Genomic DNA, 16,498 nt, shown 5'->3' on the forward strand with positions numbered 1-16,498 from the left:
GTCTTGTTTTGAGGTAAATTCTTGTTTTAGTATTCGGAAGTAGTAGAACTTGTTATGATTGAGGTTATACGGTGTTGCCACCAGTACTTTTTACCATTTTACTTTTCCTTTAATATATCTAATATTTTTTTAGATAGTCATGTCCTTTTTCGTCAATCAAAAACATTTCACAAATTCCTTCTCCTGCTATTTTCACTAAATGACATGTTAGTTTTGGATAATTGTAGCACATTGAAATACAAAAATAAGCGTATAAATAACATAAGTCATCCAAAATTCATACCATTTATATAATAATTCATCTTGCTGTAAATCATTAAATAAAATTACAATTTTGGGCATAATGTAAAAGACTATAAGTACAGTACTAAAACCTAATAAAATGAAGAACAGTTTATTTGGTATAGACAAACCAAAAGGATTTACAAAGTGAACAATTATCATCCCTAGAATATAAATTGCAAACATAGCCTTTAATCTATCGTTTAACTTTAGTTTTTGTGTCATAAATGAAAACAAAAGCAGATTGATTGATGCAAAAAAAAATATATAAAATAACTTCATATTATCTATTTTAATTTTGTCTGTTTTCCATCCGTCTATACTTAAAAACATCTTTGCTTAAATTCCAATTCATATTTTAACTTTGTCTCTTTTTTTATAATTTTCGAACACGTAATGATTTATAAAAATTTCTACTATTAAGTCAGTTCCGTCAATAATCAATTTAACTTTAGGCAGAACAGGATCGGCGTTTCAATCGGTTGTTATTTGAATAAAATCAATTTTTCGAGTTGGTGTTTTCTCCACAGGCTCGTTATTATTCTCTATCCGAAATATTTTATCAATCCACCACGAAATTGAAGTGGGCTACGACCAGTGAATTTACTACTGACTCGCCTATTTGCTATATACATTGTTGCCACCAGTACTTTTTACCATTTTATTTTTCCTTTAATATATCTAATATTTTTTAGATAGTCATGTCCTTTTTCGTCAAATGCAATTTCATCGAAAACTTTTAAAACAATGAAATTATTATCTATCCAAAAAATGTCTTTTATAGCAAAGTCATTAATTCCAATGACTCTAAAGTTTGTTAATTCAGTTATTGAATTAGTGTCTTTTAAATTAATTATCGAAATCATTGAAATATGTTCGTAATAATTGAAACAACCATTGCCTTCTGAACAAGTCCCGTAAGTCATTAAAAATTGGTTATCATTTGATATCATTGGCTGATTGCAACTACCATCATAAAAAGCTGGTAAAGCCAATCCAGTTCCAGTTTTTTGGTCAATCAAAAACATTTCACAAATTCCTTCTCCTGCAACTTTAACTAAATGACATTTTAGTTTTGGATAAAATCCGCCATAATAGTGACTTCTGCCCATTATGCTTGGGAATTTGAAAATTGTATCTGCTATGCGTATTGAAAAGCAATTTTTTCTACTTGTTGTAGTGTTTGAAATTGTGTCAATTTTTTGCCCGTATTTTTCTCTATAAATTTCAAATTCCGATTTAGTTATTGTGTCAAATTCTATTTTTAATTCCGAGATTTCTTGTTGCAGTCTAATATCCGAAAAAAGTTTGTATATGCTATAAGTCACATCAACTGTGTCAATCTTCTTTTGCCTATTTTCAGATTGGGCAAATAGGCAAAGACTTATGAATGTAAAAACTAATGTTAGTAGATTTTTCATTATAATGATGGCAAATCCTGATATCCGTATAAAAATACACAATATTCTATTTTATTCTCCAGAGAAGTGGAATTTTTATTCCTAATCAAATTGAACATTCCAATTATTTTTAAGTGCTTCAATTTTAGGTACTATACATGTTTTGTTAGGCTGTTTAGTAGCAACAAAAATTGGTACCATATCATCTTTCTTCTTATTACTGATAATAGAAAAATCAGTGGTAATAGACTCCCCAATCATTTTGGTTCCGTTTACTTCGTACTCATAATGTATAATAACCCCCTGTCCTATGTTGGTAATAGGAAGTCCTGATTTGGGCATCATAGAAATAATTTTACCGTTACTTAATGTTCCGTATTTATAAAGGTTTACTTCCTTTCTAACTTGTAAAATGGAATAGATAAGTAACGGCAGACCAATAAATAAAAATGGAATTGGTAATAATAAAATCCACCAAATTCCAAAATCATAAGGTTTAAGCCCCATAATGATGCTGTCTCCCTCATACTCCTTTATTGTAATAGCGCTGCCTATTTCTAGGTCTTCTATTTTTCTTTTCTCTAATACCCGGTATTTAGATTGTATGGTTTTACCATTGTCTTCATACGTATAGTGAATAATGGTAGGGTTAACATTATTTATAGTAATGTTATACTGAGTATCTAAATCTGTTATTTCTGCCGTTTTTTCTGTCCCTTTTTCTTTTATAAGGTCAATGTTAACCGATGGTGTATCGTTTCCTATAATAGAAAATACAATTACCAAAACCGTTACTATAAAAACAGGAAGTAGCGTAAAAAGAAAGCCTATAAACATGGGTATTGGTTTCCTTTTAAATAAGTTAAAGATAGTAGTTAATTTTACTGTTCTTGGTTTTGTATTCATTGGTTATAGTTGTTTAGATAGTAGTTAAAAATCGTTGGTTCTTTCATCATCTCTTAGCTACTAAATCAATGGCTAAGCCTAACAACATTGCCAGCGTATAAAACGATATCATCCCCAACACATAAGCTACTAACCCTTTAATGTAACTAAGTGCTTTCTTGTGATTAAAAAACTGTCCTATTGCCCAGGCTGTGTAAATAAAACTTAGTACTGCCCCTGTTTTTAGCACATTGATATTAGTAATAACTTCTAATAATCCAAAGGCGGTATAGTATAACATACCTATGCCCATTACAAAACACAAGAGTATTACTATTTCAAAAAAATTATACCTGTACTTTTTAAAAAATAGCTTTATCCACCCGGCAATAAAAACCGACATTAAGATATTTGTATATCCGTAATTTTTAAGTATCCATTCAAAAATAACGCCTACAGAAGAGTCTCCTAAACCACCTGCACTTACATACTTATCTTCAAACCTTAAAAACTGTTGTGCTATGGTATATAAAAAAGAACAAATAATTACAAAAGACAATGGTTTTACAAGTCCGCTTCTATCAGTATTAATAAACTTATGTACTGTTTTACCAGGCCTAACAATCAGTTCTTTTATGGTATAGAAAATCCCTTTATCAAAGTTTAGTACACTTTCTATTTCCGATAACACATAGCGCCCATCAATTCTTTTCAATGTTTTCGGGTTTCCGCAAGTAGCGCAGAACTCCCCACTAAATTTTGTTCCGCACTTTTGGCATTGTGCTGTATCTGTATTCGTATTCATTACATTTTTATGTAGCGCTTCTTACAAAATAAGAGCTTCTTTTATAACTGCTAATAATAAATTGTAATTGCAATATAGTAAGAAGTTTCTTAGTTAAAACTATTTGCTGTAAAAAAGCCCACCTCTTTTAAAAAGGTGGGCGTTGTATATTTTTATTGTTATATCGCTATTGAGTAGTGGGGTAATCATATCTTTATCTTTTACCTTTTAATTAATTGAATATCACTTTTACAGTTTTCACATACTAATGTATCATTATCAAGAGTATACTCTGTTCCTATATTTTCATATAACACTTTGTAATATTCTTCTCTATAATCAAATTGTTTATTTTCAAAAAACAATTTCAAAGAGTTATTTTTCATCTCATAGGTCCCTATATTTTCAACCATTATTTCACCTCCCAATGAAGAAGAATACAGAAACTTATGATTCTCAAATAGTTTAATATCTGTCCAAATAAGATCTTCATTTTGGATACTACTATACGTTGAAACTTGTTCTCCAAAATAAAAACTATTTACAACTTTACTTGGTACACCAAAAACTAAAGCCAACACAAATACAATAAGCATAACAGCAATACGAAATTTTTTCCAGTGCCCCTTTAAAAGAAAAATATATGAATTTAACAGCAACCCTAAACCTAATACTATTAACAAGAAGTAAAAAAAAGCAATAAAACCTTCATCACCATCAGTTACTATTTTATAGCCTGGAATCTTAAATTGAAATACTAACTTTCCTATAAGTATGTATAATACGATGAAAACTAACTGGCCGCTAGCTCGTAAAAAATTCATAAAATCCTTCATTATTCTATGGCTCTAATCATAATTAAGTATAAATATAACATTAATAACTTTTGTAGCTATCCGCCTTTCTATTTCTTATAAAAACAAAAAACACCAACTTGCAGATAAGAAAGGGCTGTTGGTGCCACAAATAAAAATAATGGTCTTACCATGGTGGTATGCATGCCCTGCCGACAAATAGGTATTGCTACAGGCACCGGAACCCAAACTGTATTAACAAATGAAATTTGTAGCGAAGTAATACAATCGGTTATTATACCTGAGCTAAAAAAGGGAAAACCTTACCAAGGTATCAAAAAGGGAATAACGCAATTCATTGAAAAATGGGAATAGTTAGGTGAACCTACTTCTAGGTCACAAAATTAAACTACATCCCTCCTACTTAATCAAAAACTTAATCGGCTGTTATAAAATTTGTATCGCTTAGTGTATTCATAAACGCTATTAAATCTGATTTCTCTGTTTCAGTAAGTGGAATACGGTTATTATTATCTTTTAAAATAGGGTCTAAATTATCTGCATACAAAACTCCTTCATCTAAATAATCTAAGACCTCTTTTAACGTAGCAAACTGACCAAAACTACCGTATGGTGCCGTATAAGCTATGTTTCGTAAGGTAGGCACTCTAAAACTCATATAATCATTCATATTGCCGGTTACCCTTGCTCTTCCTGCTTCATCTACACTGGTATTTATAGGAAACCCAATATTTCTAAAACTTTGGTCGGTAAACAAGGCTGTACTATGGCAACTCACACATTTTTGCTGAAAAGTATTGTACCCACGTGCTTCGCTTTCAGTAAAAGAAATGCCTTCTCCTCTTTGTACTTTATCATATGTACTGTTGGCAGAAACTAAGGTATATTCATACTGTGCTATACTATTATAAATTCGCTCAGGTGTTATTTCACTATCCCCATAGGCGTTGCTAAACAATAGGGTATACAAAGCATCTTCAGATAGCTTTCCTATTACTTCTAAAATAGAAGAGTCCATTTCTTCATGGGTTATAATAGGTACCAACGATTGTTTTTCTAATTGTAGTTTGCTACCATCCCAATTATAAAAATTCATAAAAGCCAAATTCTGAATTGGGGGCACATTGCGTAACCCTACTCTACCTTCCACACCAATTGCTTGGGTATTAGCATCGGCAAATGCATTGCTTTGAATGTGACAACTAGCGCAAGAAATGGTATTATCTGTACTAAACCGTTTATCAAAAAACAATTGTTTCCCTAATGCCACCCCGTGTTCTGTAGGCATATTGTTATACACCGCAGTATTTAGTTCCGGGAAATTTTCTGGAATTGTAACTCCAATTTCAGGGTTGTCTGTTACTATTAATTCATCATTAGTGCTAGTACAAGACACTAACCAACCGGTTGCTACTATCAGCATTAACTTTTTAATCATAACACTCCTATTTAGAAAAGGCTGCTTGCAAAACGGGCACAAGCAGCCTGTTGAAGTTATTGTTAGTTTTGAACGTTTTCTACAGAAAACATTCCCTGATGATCGGTAGTACCATTACCCCCTAAGTTATCTACAAACAACACCATATTAGCAGCCGTATGTATGCTAGGAGTAGCATTTGTATCTCCTAAAATAATAGTGTTTGTTGCACCACTTAATAGGTTGTCAAAATCTGCTTTTATAGTAATGGTAGGTGCACTACTACCCACTATAGCTGTTGTGGTTAAGTCTAAGGTAATTTCTCTATATGCATCTACTCCTTGCGTATAGGTAGACTCATCTCCTTCGGTACCTTCTACGGTACTTCCTGTGTGTATAGAAAGTGTAGAATCATCGGCTCCGTAAAATCCTTCTATTTTGGTAAAACGGTAACCTGTACCCCACTCCCACATCATTTGGGTATCATTGGCACCAGCTAAAGCATAAAAGGTAGGGTTATTAACCTCATCTAAAACATTCAAATCATTGCGTACGCCAAGACCAAATTTAAGCTGTGCATATTCGCCAGACGGAATGTTAGTTAGCTCATAAGTTAAAGACGAAGCATCGGCTACATTTACTACGGTAGCTCCTTCATCTAAATTATTTATATGATATGGTATTTCGGTACCGTCTGTTTGTACCAAAACAATGTTACTTATTACATACTTTACTTCAGAAAAATGATGTACTTGTCCTTCTAACGAAATATTTTCGGTGGCTGAAGTAGAACTAGCATCTCCTAACTCAATAGTGGTATCTTGAAACGTATTATGAAAAGCTAAGGTAACATTGTTTGCTGCAGGTGTACCGTCATCACTAGAACATGATACGATAGTTACTGCTAAAAAAACGATGCTTAGTATATATTTAAAATTTTTCATTAGTTTAATGTGTTTAAAATTGTTATTAAAATTTAATTTGTAATGATGTAAAAATATTTCTACCCATTCGCGGTATATTACCCCAATCTGCATAGGTACTGTAGTATTGGTTGAATAGGTTTTCTGCTCCTACCTGTACTACGGTTTTAAAATTATGTAGCTGAAATGTATAATCTGCCGAAACATTTAAAATGGAATACGCCGGCGTTAAATCTTCCCCGTATTCCGGACTAAAATTTGATTGTGCTAAGTCGCCATTAAAACTGGTTTGAAAACCAAATTCTTTGTACTTGTAGTGTACTGAGGTTTGATAGCTTAAAGGTCTAATGAAAGGTAAATTTCCTTGGTCTTCATCCATTCCTCTGGCATAAGTTAGTGTACCCTCCCAATGTAAATTATTGGTGAGTGCATAACTGGTATTTAAAGAGAAATTAAATAAAGTAGCATAGTCTAAAGAAGTATATCCCTTTACCCCAACCGACTGATAGTTCATAGGGCTACCCATATTTAAAATACGCCCAATAATGTAATTGTTAATGTAAAAGTAATTTACTTTAGCTTTCACTTGAACTTTTTCGGTTTGGTAACCTGCACTAGCATTTACCTCATAAGAAACTTCATTTTTCAAATTTGGATTTCCTATGTAATCATACCTATCAAAACTATTATAAATGTAATACCCATAACCTTCAGAAACCGAAGGAGCTCTATGGCCATACCCACTCCCTACCGAAAAATCAAAATCATTAACTTTTAGGGTGTAGTTTGCATATACACTAGGTAACCATCTTGTTTTTTCCTGAGGCGCTCCGGGATGAAATATCCAATTAAAATCTATGTACTTAGCATAATTGTAATTTACTCCCAAGGCTCCGCCAAAATTCAACTCACTTTTAGGTGCTATTTCTAACGAATTATTAATAGACAACCCTGCATACCTAGTAGTTACCCAAGGCCAGCTATAAGCAAACATAGTACGCTCACTTCTGTCTTGCGGATACATACGCATTTCTGCAATAGACAAATTATCATAGGCATTTAATTGCACTTCGGCATGGTACTTCCCTTTCATTACATGAGCTTTAGAAACCAGTCCATAGGTGGTTGTCCACCCTGGCATATCCATGTGCACCAAATTTTCTGGTCGTGTAGTATCATCCATATAATGTTCTACAGTATTGTAATACACTTTGGTATCCCAAGCACGTACCCATCCATCTTCGTACAACTGTTTATACGTTGCCGAGGTGATAAGCGCTCTAGAAAGCCACAAATCCATTGGCAATGCTGGGTAGCCTACGTCTTTAGCTACATCAAAAATAGCATCTACCCGTACCGATGATAATTCCCCAGTTTTGTATGCTGCTCCTACAGAAGTATTAAACTTTTTAAATTGAGAATGGTTCACCTCTTCTCCGTTTCCATCGGTATAATTACCTGCTTCTCGGTAAGATATACTCCCTTGAGCTACCAACTTTTTATTGGCATACGCCACATTCCCCTGATGGTAAAATTGCTCATTATTCAACTCAAAACCCGACTGGTATGCGCCTTCCCATTTGGGTTGCATACTAAAAGGTGTTGTTTTTCTTTGCAAGTCTACACTCCCAGAAACTGTAGATCCGTTAGCATTCCCCTGCTGACCCGAAGTAATATTTACAGCGGCTAAATTATTACTCTCTACATACGAGGTTACCGGATCCATTTTATCGGTACAAGCTCCAAATACATGCATACCATCTATGGTAATGGTAGCACGTTCAGAGCTCATATTATTAAGCATGGGCTCCCACGCATAAGCACCTCTTTTAATAAAGCTAATGCTACTAGAAGAAGCCAAAAACTCATCTACAGAAACATTCATTTTCATGGCTGTTTCTAGTTCTTTTTTCATTTTATCGGTTATCTCAACCGCTTCTAATTGCTGTACACTATCTAAGGAAACTTCTTTTTCTTGTCCCACCATTGTCAATGATAGTAACAAGAATGATATTATTAGTAACTGCCTCATGCTAAAATAAAATATCAATATATAGTTCACTTTTAGCACCTTCTATTCCCGGGGTAAAATCGGTAGGTACTTCGGTTCCTGCTAATAGGTTTCCATCCGCATCTAAAAACATAAAATTAAGGGTCCAGTTACCTGTCATGGTGTAATTCACCACCCCATGATACAAACCCTCGGTCATTTGTGTTAAATCTTCATTATTAGGAGATGAATGATTTCCCATAGAAGCTTCGGGCATTCTTGGGTCTAGCAATACAGTAGCCCCTTGCACTTCGCTAAACGAAAATTGTGACGGGTCAGGAAAAACACCTGCTGGCTCCTCCGGTTGATTATACTGGTAAATACCCGCTACTAAATCATTCTCTGCTACACTAGGACTTACAGGTGCTACAAGTGCTATGTAATAGCTAATACCATCGGCACCTGTAAAAGTGGTCATGTTCAAATTCATATTAGGCTGCGCCATTACCTCTATACCCTGTTGTATGGTAAACAATTCGCCATTAATTTCTACACTCATATAGAATTCCCAAGTACCTTCAAGTCCGCTTTCATAATCAAAAACCGAGTAGCCAGAATAGTAGCCATTTGTGGCATCATACAACACATTGTAACTATGTGGACAAGAGTACGCCGCTGTATTCAATTGCCTAATAGGCAACCATGTAATAGCGGCATCATCCACCGTTTGGTTGTTGGACATATTGGTTACTGTAAAGTGAAGCTCATTATACCCTTTATAAAAAGTACCATTTAAAGCTTCAATTTCTATTCGGTAGCCATTACTTTCTATTAATACTACTTCTTCAAACTCATATGCTTGCGGAATAGCAGTAGCTAGCTCTGCCTCATAATCGATTTTATCAAGCGTGCAGGCTGTTATAACCATACCAATACATACGGCTACAACAAGATGTATCATCTTCATTATTTCGTAATTTTAAAACTGTTAGCATATACTGTAGCTAAAAGTACTACAGTGTTGTATTATATGAATGTTAGTAGAAGCCCAACATTTTCATATAGTTTTAAAATTAGCTGATAGGTGGGCGTAGCAAACGTGTGGTATCTAAAAGCTTATAAAATATACATTTATAAGCAGTTGTTTTAGGTTGTGTAAACCCGCTACTAGTGTAAAAGTTAAAACTAGCAGGTAGCTCCTGGTAAAACTCTAACACAGTATTACTGGTTAACTGTTTTTTCTCTTTACTATCTTTTTCTGTTTCCGAAGCCTTAGCCAATTGCTTGGCTAAATAACATTTACCATCGCAATGCATTTCGGGCTTATCTTTATTTTCACAAAGTTCGTTTTTAATATAATCATAAAACACTATGTATTCCATCACCGGAATAATAGGTTTCATTAGCATAAATAATGCAAATATGATTATAAATCTCTTCATAAAAAGCCGTGCTTGCTTATAGCAATACTGTTACTTTATGGTATTAATAATATACATGATAGGCACTTAAAAGGAATCTCTTAAGTACAATATGAAACACATTATGAAATACTAAAACACCCCATAACTTAAACCTTGATTAAAACCTCTTCAAATTATCTTTTATATACACTAGCAAATACACGTACTGGTATTGCTATAAAATGCAAGCATATACAAGCGTACAAATAGCACATATAACTGACTAATAACTAGCTTTAGGGCAAGCCCACTAAGCATATACAAATGTGGCTTTAATACGGGTTATTTAAAAATCTTAAGCAATAGGAGGCTTAAATAAGGTATTTATAAAAGCGAAGGAATACACCTCATTTTCATAAGCTATGGTATTCTTTTTCCATTCGTTAAAAATGGGAATCATTGGTACACTTGTAACTTCTTGAAAAAACAAAGGTGTAAATAGTACCTCTAGTTTAGAGGTAGGCATATCTTTTTTAGAGTCTGTATCGGTGTTTTTTGCTACCATTTTAGTTAAATGACACTTACCGTTACATTGCATTTGTGGCTTATCTTTATTTACACATAAAACAGACACTATATAGTCATAATTAAACGCATATTGCACAAAGGGTACAATAGGTTTTACCGTATGAACTAAAAATAATAGTATTAGAAATGTTTGCTTCAATATAATGTGTAATAAAACAAGGCAAAAATAACTAAAAAAGAATATTTATCAGTAAACAAAGCTTTTTTAACAGGGTACTTTCTATGCTTTTTATTGCACTAAACAGCTATTTATGCTTAAAAGATTACGAATACCCTCTTTCTTAAAAGTTCCTTATATTATAACGTCCTTTGTATTGAAGCAACTGAATTTTGAGGTTGGGGATTAATTATATTTTAGAGAAGGTGTAAAAGAATCAATTGTATTTTTATAGTTATACGTATCTTTGATTTTAATAAAAGATAAAGAATATTATTAATGGAAATACCAAAGTTTCATGAAACATTCGTTCCTATCTTAAAAGTCTTGGAAAATGGAAAAACTCTACAAGCTAGAGAAATGTACCAGAATGTTATAGATAAATTTTACTCTAAACTTTCAAAAGAACAAATCGAACAAAAAACAAAGAGTGGTGATGTTTTAATCATAAATAGAATAGCATGGGGGAAATCTTATCTTAAAAAAGGAGGATATATCGAATTTCCAAAACGAGGTTATGTTAAAATAACTGAAAAAGGAAAATCTCATGTAAATGATAATTTGACTTTAAAACAAGTTGAAAACTCAGATAATTATCTAGAATTTTATAATCAAGAAAATTCTAAAAATAGCTCTTCTCCTTCAGTTATTGAAAATGCCTCTCCACAAGATTTAATAGATGAAGGTTTTAATCAGATTGATATTCAAGTAAAAGATGAACTCCTTGAAAAACTAAAAGAAATTGACCCTTTCTACTTTGAGAAAGTTATTTTAATTCTATTAAAAAAAATGGGATACGGTGATTTTGTAGAAACAACAAAAACTGGTGATGGAGGAATTGATGGCATAATTAACGAAGACAAATTAGGTTTAGATAAAATATACATACAAGCTAAACGGTATGGAGAAAATAAAGTTAGAGAAAAAGATATACGTAACTTTATTGGAGCAATGAGTGGTGATACACAAAAAGGAGTTTTTGTAACAACTTCTTCATTTGACAAAGGAGCTATAAAAAAAGCTCATGATGCTCATCATACTATTATTTTAATTAATGGCATAAAATTGGTTGACCTTATGCATCAATATAATGTTGGTATCCAAATAAAAGCTACCTATGAAGTAAAGGAACTTGATAATGATTTCTTTGAAGATACAAATTAACAAACATTACACTCAAATAACATTTAATTAAAATTTAAAGAATATGTCTCAACACGTAGATGAAATAATGTTTAATCTAAATAAAGAACAAAAACAATTTACTAGCCTACTACATTCCGGCTTAACCTGGCAAACTCAGTGGACAAAGCTTTTAAAAACTATTATTAAAGATATTGGAGAAAAAAATGGCTTTTTTGTTAATACAGGAGGTTTACCTGAATTAGAGGAAGGAGAATGGATGTTTGACTTGGTCTGGTCCAAATTGCATTTAAATGGCGATAAAACTACTATAATAGATATTCCGCTAGTTCTAGAAAGTGAAATAAGCAAAATCAGTTTTGGAGGATTTAAAGAAGATTTTGATAAATTATTAGTAGCAACAAATTCGCTAAAAGTTTTTGTAACCAGAACAATTAAACAACAAGAAACCCTATTAAAAGAGTGTATTGAATATGCTCAAGATGCCGTAAACAGTAACATAAATATAAACTCAAAGAATGGAGTCTATTTAATTATTTGGAAGGAAGAAAAAGGTTTCACTTTAAATTACATTAAAAGTCATAAGTAGTATGTATTTTTTACAATACTAAATCTTTCATACACACTAAGAAATAAAATAACTACAAACCTCATAAAATATATTATCATGAGTTGGCACACAATAAAAGAATCAATACAAAAAGATTTGCTTTCTCGAAATTTGAAAAACCCAAACATAAGATTAAATGCTCTTGAGAATATTGAAACTCTATTAACAAAGAAAAAACCTGATTTCATAAAGAATCCAGAAAGAGAATTTAAAACACTTGATAAAAATGAATTTAAAAAAAATCTATCCATGTTCAAAGAAAATGGTCGCCTATCAAGTGCCGAAAGTAGTATTATCAATGAAATTTATAAAAGAATATAAAATCCAAACACCTCTACCCCCCCCCTCTTTTTACCAAATGGTAAATTCATATTCCTTTCTTTTATACCAAAAGCCATGAAAGAACTCATAGCTTTTATTTTGGTTTTATACACCTTTATTCCTACATTTAATAGCAGATAACCAATGGAATGACAAACAAACTCTGCACACTGCTTTTAGTGCTTATGGCTAGCACTATATCTTGTAAAAAAGACAACTACGTTACCATTGACAAAACCAATACTGCTATTGCAATACCTCATTTTGTAGGAGATCAAGCTTGTGTAAACTGCCATAGCAAAGAGTACGACCTGTGGAAAGGGTCTCACCACGATCAGGCTATGAAAATAGCTGATTCTAATAGTGTATTAGGGAATTTTAATAACATTACTTTTACCTATAAAGGTGGTAAGGCTACTTTTTTTAAAAAAGATACTTCTTACTTTGTAAATATAAAAGGCCCAGATAATGCATACCACGATTATGAAATAAAATACACCTTTGGGTTTACCCCTTTACAACAATACATTGCCGAATTAGATAATGGTAAATTTCAATGTCTAACTATTGCTTGGGATAGTAACCAAAATAAGTGGTTTAACTTGTACCCCGATTTGGAAATTGCTACTAACGAGCGTATCCATTGGACAGGTGAAGCAATGCGTTGGAACAACGCTTGTGCCGATTGCCATTCTACCGATTTAAAAAAGAATTACACACCTGAAACTGAAGCCTACCACACTACATTTAAATATATTAATGTAAACTGCGAGGCTTGCCACGGGCCTGCCGGAGATCATGTGAACCACTATAGCAAAGGAGAAACGGAGGCTTATGTGCAAAAACTACTTATGACTAGCAGCACTACTGCCAAACAATTGGTAGATGAGTGTGCTAGGTGTCATTCCAGACGTTCACAAATTACGGCTGACTTTACACATAACGAAGGGTTTCACAATCATTATATGCCTACCCTACTTTCACCACCGTTGTATAAAGGTGATGGACAAATTGAAGACGAGGTGTATGTATATGGTTCCTTTACACAAAGTAAAATGTACCAAAATGGGGTATCGTGTAGAGATTGCCATAACCCGCATTCTTTACAGCTAAAGGCAACAGGCAATCAGTTATGCTTAAACTGTCATGAACCAGCTTATAATACGCCACAACACCACAACCATACATTAGGTACCGATGCCGCTTTATGTATTAATTGCCACATGACGGGTAAATATTATATGCAAAACGATTTTAGAAGAGATCATAGTTTTAGAATACCAAGGCCTGACCAAAGTGTAGCGTACGGAACACCCAACGCATGTAACAATTGCCATACAGATAAAAGTGCAGAATGGGCTGTGAATAGTTTAAAAGCTTGGGGAGCTACCAAAGCAATGGATGCTAAATCTCATTACTCTGATTATCTGTTGGCTGGGTATGCAGGCGATAAACAGGCTTTTCAGTATATAATAGATAATCATAACTATCCTGATATTATAAGAGCTACTGCTTTGCAGAATTACACTAACATGAATCTTACACCACAAGAAGTAAATGGGTTAAAAAAATACCTAAAAGATTCTTCTATCATGGTGAAAACAGAAACCTTAAATGCCTATTTTAAAATTGGGGATACTACACAAACTAAAGCGATTGCCAAACTGCTTACCGATTCGTTACGTTCGGCACGTATTCTTAGTGCTAAATTTATTAGTGTTTACGGAGCCCCTGAATTAAAAACGGAAAGTTTTAAAAAAGCCAATAAAGAATTCGAAACCTTTTTAAACACCAATGCCGATTTTTCATCGGGTCAAGCACAAATAGCGGAATACAAATATTTAAAAAATGATGTAGAAGGCGCTATAAAAGCCTACGAAAAAGCCGTAGCTTATGATGATTATAACAACAATGCACGCCTAAGCTTAGCATATTTATACTACCAAAAAGGGAATATTAAAAAAGCAGGTAGCTTGTACCAAAGAGTTATTGAGTTACAACCCGATAATAGTTACCCTTATTATATGTTAGGTCTGCTATTAAACGAAGCAGGAAAAGACGATGCTACATTAAAATATTTAGGAGAAGCCTGTAAAAGAGAACCTTTTAACCTAAGAGCTTTTTATAATTATGCAGTAAAACTACAGGAGAAAAGCAAGTTTCAGCAGTCTATAGAAGTATTAGACAAAGCCTTAGAGCAAGCCCCTGATAATTCTGATCTATTGTATGTAAAACTAATTGCACTCATGCAATTAAAAAAGTACACCCCTGCTCAAAAAGTTTGTCAGCAACTGATAGTTTTAAATCCGTATAATAACAACTTTAAACAATTGCTAGCAAAAATTGAACAGGAGAAAAAGACTTTACCTTAACAAGTAGTATTAATTACTAAACTCATGTACTTTTTTAAAGTGGGTTGCATCTGGTAATACTTCTAATACCAAAATAGCCACATTTTCACGAGATACTTGTTTGTTTAGTTTACCATCGGTTTCTAAAAATACCAAACTGTCTTGTGCAGGGTCATCAGTCAATGCCACTGGACGCAAAATAGTGTAATCCAAACCGCTATTTTTTAGATATAAATCGGCATAATGTTTGGCTATATAATACGGCTTAATAGAAGCTGAATTCCAAAATTCACGGTCGTCTGCATAAGCAGCACTTACAATAACATAACGATTTACTCCAGCATCCTTAGCAGCAATCATGGTTTTTACAGCTCCGTCTAAATCTATTTCTAAAGTTTTATCATCACCCGTACTTCCACCTGAACCTGCAGTAAACACTACAGCATCAAAATCTTTTATAATGTCTTTTAAGGCATCTATACTATACTCTAAAGAAGATACTACCGTAGGCACATTTATATCATTAAAATATGCTTTTTGTTCTTCTTTTCTAATAAAAGCAACTGGAGAATAGGTTTCAGAATCACTCATCTTTTTTGAGATAATTTTACCTATTTTTCCATGTGCTCCAACAATTAAAACTTTCATTTGTATTTCTTTTTTCGGCAAGGAACAAAATAAGTTGTCTATCCGCTGTTAAAGGGCAGTTAACATATTCCTAAGAAAACAAGTTTATTCACCTATAGGTAAATCATCACTGGATTTCATATCAATTATCCAGTAAATTTTGTATTTTCATATTACAAACCAAATACAACTTAAAACACATGCATACACAATACAAAAAAGTATCGGAATCTGCGGTTACTTTTTCAGAACTTATGTTACCCTCTACTTCTAATTTTAACGGCAAAGTACATGGTGGTTATATACTATCTCTTATGGACCAAATTGCTTTTGCTTGTGGCAGTAAACACTCTGGCACCTATTGCGTTACTGCATCGGTAGACACTGTTAACTTCTTAAACCCTATAGAAGTAGGTGAATTGGTAACCATGAAAGCGTGTGTAAACTATGTAGGTAATACCTCTATGGTTGTTGGTATTAGAGTAGATGCCGAAAACATACAAACTGGGGTAGTAAAACACTGTAACTCTTCTTACTTTACCATGGTTGCCCGTAGTGAAGCAGGTAAAAGTGTTCCGGTACCAGGGTTATTATTAACTTCTAAAAACGATGTACGAAGATTTACCAGATCGTTACAATTAAAAGCCCTTTCTAAGCAACACAAAGCAATTACCAAAAACTTTAAGTTTGATATTATAGAAGCCGTAGAACAACTTAAAGATGAACGTGTAAAGATTGATCTTTTATAAAAAATAGCACATAAAAAAAGAGGCTTAACGCCTCTTTTTTATTTTATATAATG

16 protein-coding genes and 1 pseudogene are annotated in these 16,498 nt (G+C 33.1%); 6 read left to right on the forward strand and 11 right to left on the reverse strand.

What is annotated here, in order from left to right; translation table 11 throughout:
- Positions 1-935: 935 nt before the first annotated feature.
- From Y10_RS11225 to Y10_RS11240, 4 genes are all read right to left on the reverse strand, one after another.
- The gene (locus Y10_RS11225) at positions 936-1,703 is read right to left on the reverse strand and encodes a hypothetical protein (protein WP_281765481.1); all 768 of its coding nucleotides are present in this window, start codon (positions 1,701-1,703) and stop codon (positions 936-938) included.
- A gap of 81 nt (positions 1,704-1,784) precedes the next feature.
- The gene (locus tag Y10_RS11230; RefSeq protein WP_281765482.1) at positions 1,785-2,588 is read right to left on the reverse strand and encodes a hypothetical protein; all 804 of its coding nucleotides are present in this window, start codon (positions 2,586-2,588) and stop codon (positions 1,785-1,787) included.
- A gap of 46 nt (positions 2,589-2,634) precedes the next feature.
- Complete coding sequence (locus Y10_RS11235; protein ID WP_281765483.1) at positions 2,635-3,372, reverse strand: DUF3667 domain-containing protein; 738 nt, start codon at positions 3,370-3,372, stop codon at positions 2,635-2,637.
- 200 nt (positions 3,373-3,572) lie between these two features.
- Positions 3,573-4,175: a hypothetical protein gene (locus Y10_RS11240; protein ID WP_281765484.1), complete on the reverse strand. Its 603-nt coding sequence runs from the start codon at positions 4,173-4,175 to the stop codon at positions 3,573-3,575.
- A gap of 141 nt (positions 4,176-4,316) precedes the next feature.
- Between Y10_RS11240 and Y10_RS11245 the strand changes: the two are divergent.
- A pseudogene (locus tag Y10_RS11245) lies at positions 4,317-4,520 on the forward strand (TPM domain-containing protein); the annotation flags it as partial.
- Positions 4,521-4,581: 61 nt separating this feature from the next.
- On the opposite strand, the gene Y10_RS11250 reads toward Y10_RS11245, so the two are convergent.
- From Y10_RS11250 to Y10_RS11275, 6 genes are all read right to left on the reverse strand, one after another.
- Positions 4,582-5,604: a cytochrome-c peroxidase gene (locus tag Y10_RS11250; protein WP_281765485.1), complete on the reverse strand. Its 1,023-nt coding sequence runs from the start codon at positions 5,602-5,604 to the stop codon at positions 4,582-4,584.
- 62 nt (positions 5,605-5,666) lie between these two features.
- Complete coding sequence (locus tag Y10_RS11255; RefSeq protein ID WP_281765486.1) at positions 5,667-6,527, reverse strand: MbnP family protein; 861 nt, start codon at positions 6,525-6,527, stop codon at positions 5,667-5,669.
- 25 nt (positions 6,528-6,552) lie between these two features.
- On the reverse strand, positions 6,553-8,493 hold the full coding sequence (locus Y10_RS11260; RefSeq protein WP_408733617.1) for a TonB-dependent receptor plug domain-containing protein: 1,941 nt from the start codon (positions 8,491-8,493) through the stop codon (positions 6,553-6,555).
- Positions 8,494-8,539: 46 nt separating this feature from the next.
- Positions 8,540-9,463, reverse strand: coding sequence for a hypothetical protein (locus Y10_RS11265; protein WP_281765488.1), 924 nt, complete (start codon positions 9,461-9,463; stop codon positions 8,540-8,542).
- 106 nt (positions 9,464-9,569) lie between these two features.
- Complete coding sequence (locus tag Y10_RS11270) at positions 9,570-9,938, reverse strand: hypothetical protein (RefSeq protein ID WP_281765489.1); 369 nt, start codon at positions 9,936-9,938, stop codon at positions 9,570-9,572.
- A gap of 316 nt (positions 9,939-10,254) precedes the next feature.
- Positions 10,255-10,626, reverse strand: coding sequence for a hypothetical protein (locus Y10_RS11275; protein ID WP_281765490.1), 372 nt, complete (start codon positions 10,624-10,626; stop codon positions 10,255-10,257).
- A 297-nt stretch (positions 10,627-10,923) separates the two neighbouring features.
- Between Y10_RS11275 and Y10_RS11280 the strand changes: the two genes are divergently transcribed.
- The 4 genes from Y10_RS11280 to Y10_RS11295 all read left to right on the forward strand — a co-directional run bounded on the left by Y10_RS11280 (position 10,924) and on the right by Y10_RS11295 (position 15,090).
- Entirely contained in the window at positions 10,924-11,808 is an 885-nt protein-coding gene (locus Y10_RS11280; protein WP_281765491.1) for a restriction endonuclease, read from the forward strand.
- A 43-nt stretch (positions 11,809-11,851) separates the two neighbouring features.
- Entirely contained in the window at positions 11,852-12,376 is a 525-nt protein-coding gene (locus tag Y10_RS11285) for a hypothetical protein (RefSeq protein WP_281765492.1), read from the forward strand.
- A 78-nt stretch (positions 12,377-12,454) separates the two neighbouring features.
- On the forward strand, positions 12,455-12,718 hold the full coding sequence (locus Y10_RS11290; RefSeq protein WP_281765493.1) for a hypothetical protein: 264 nt from the start codon (positions 12,455-12,457) through the stop codon (positions 12,716-12,718).
- Positions 12,719-12,903: 185 nt separating this feature from the next.
- Positions 12,904-15,090 carry a tetratricopeptide repeat protein gene (locus tag Y10_RS11295; protein ID WP_281765494.1) on the forward strand — a complete coding sequence of 729 codons (2,187 nt, stop codon included), beginning with the start codon at positions 12,904-12,906 and terminating at the stop codon, positions 15,088-15,090.
- A gap of 9 nt (positions 15,091-15,099) precedes the next feature.
- Here the strand turns inward: Y10_RS11295 and Y10_RS11300 are convergent, their stop codons facing one another.
- A complete protein-coding gene (locus Y10_RS11300; protein ID WP_281765495.1) occupies positions 15,100-15,717 on the reverse strand; it encodes an SDR family oxidoreductase in 618 nt (205 codons plus the stop codon).
- A 179-nt stretch (positions 15,718-15,896) separates the two neighbouring features.
- Between Y10_RS11300 and Y10_RS11305 the strand changes: the two genes are divergently transcribed.
- Positions 15,897-16,445 (forward strand): acyl-CoA thioesterase, encoded by a 549-nt coding sequence (locus tag Y10_RS11305; RefSeq protein WP_281765496.1) that lies wholly within the window; start codon positions 15,897-15,899, stop codon positions 16,443-16,445.
- Positions 16,446-16,498: the final 53 nt, after the last annotated feature.

Origin of the sequence: Neptunitalea lumnitzerae, from assembly GCF_027924185.1 — a bacterium.
Classification (GTDB): Bacteria; Bacteroidota; Bacteroidia; order Flavobacteriales; family Flavobacteriaceae; genus Neptunitalea; species Neptunitalea lumnitzerae.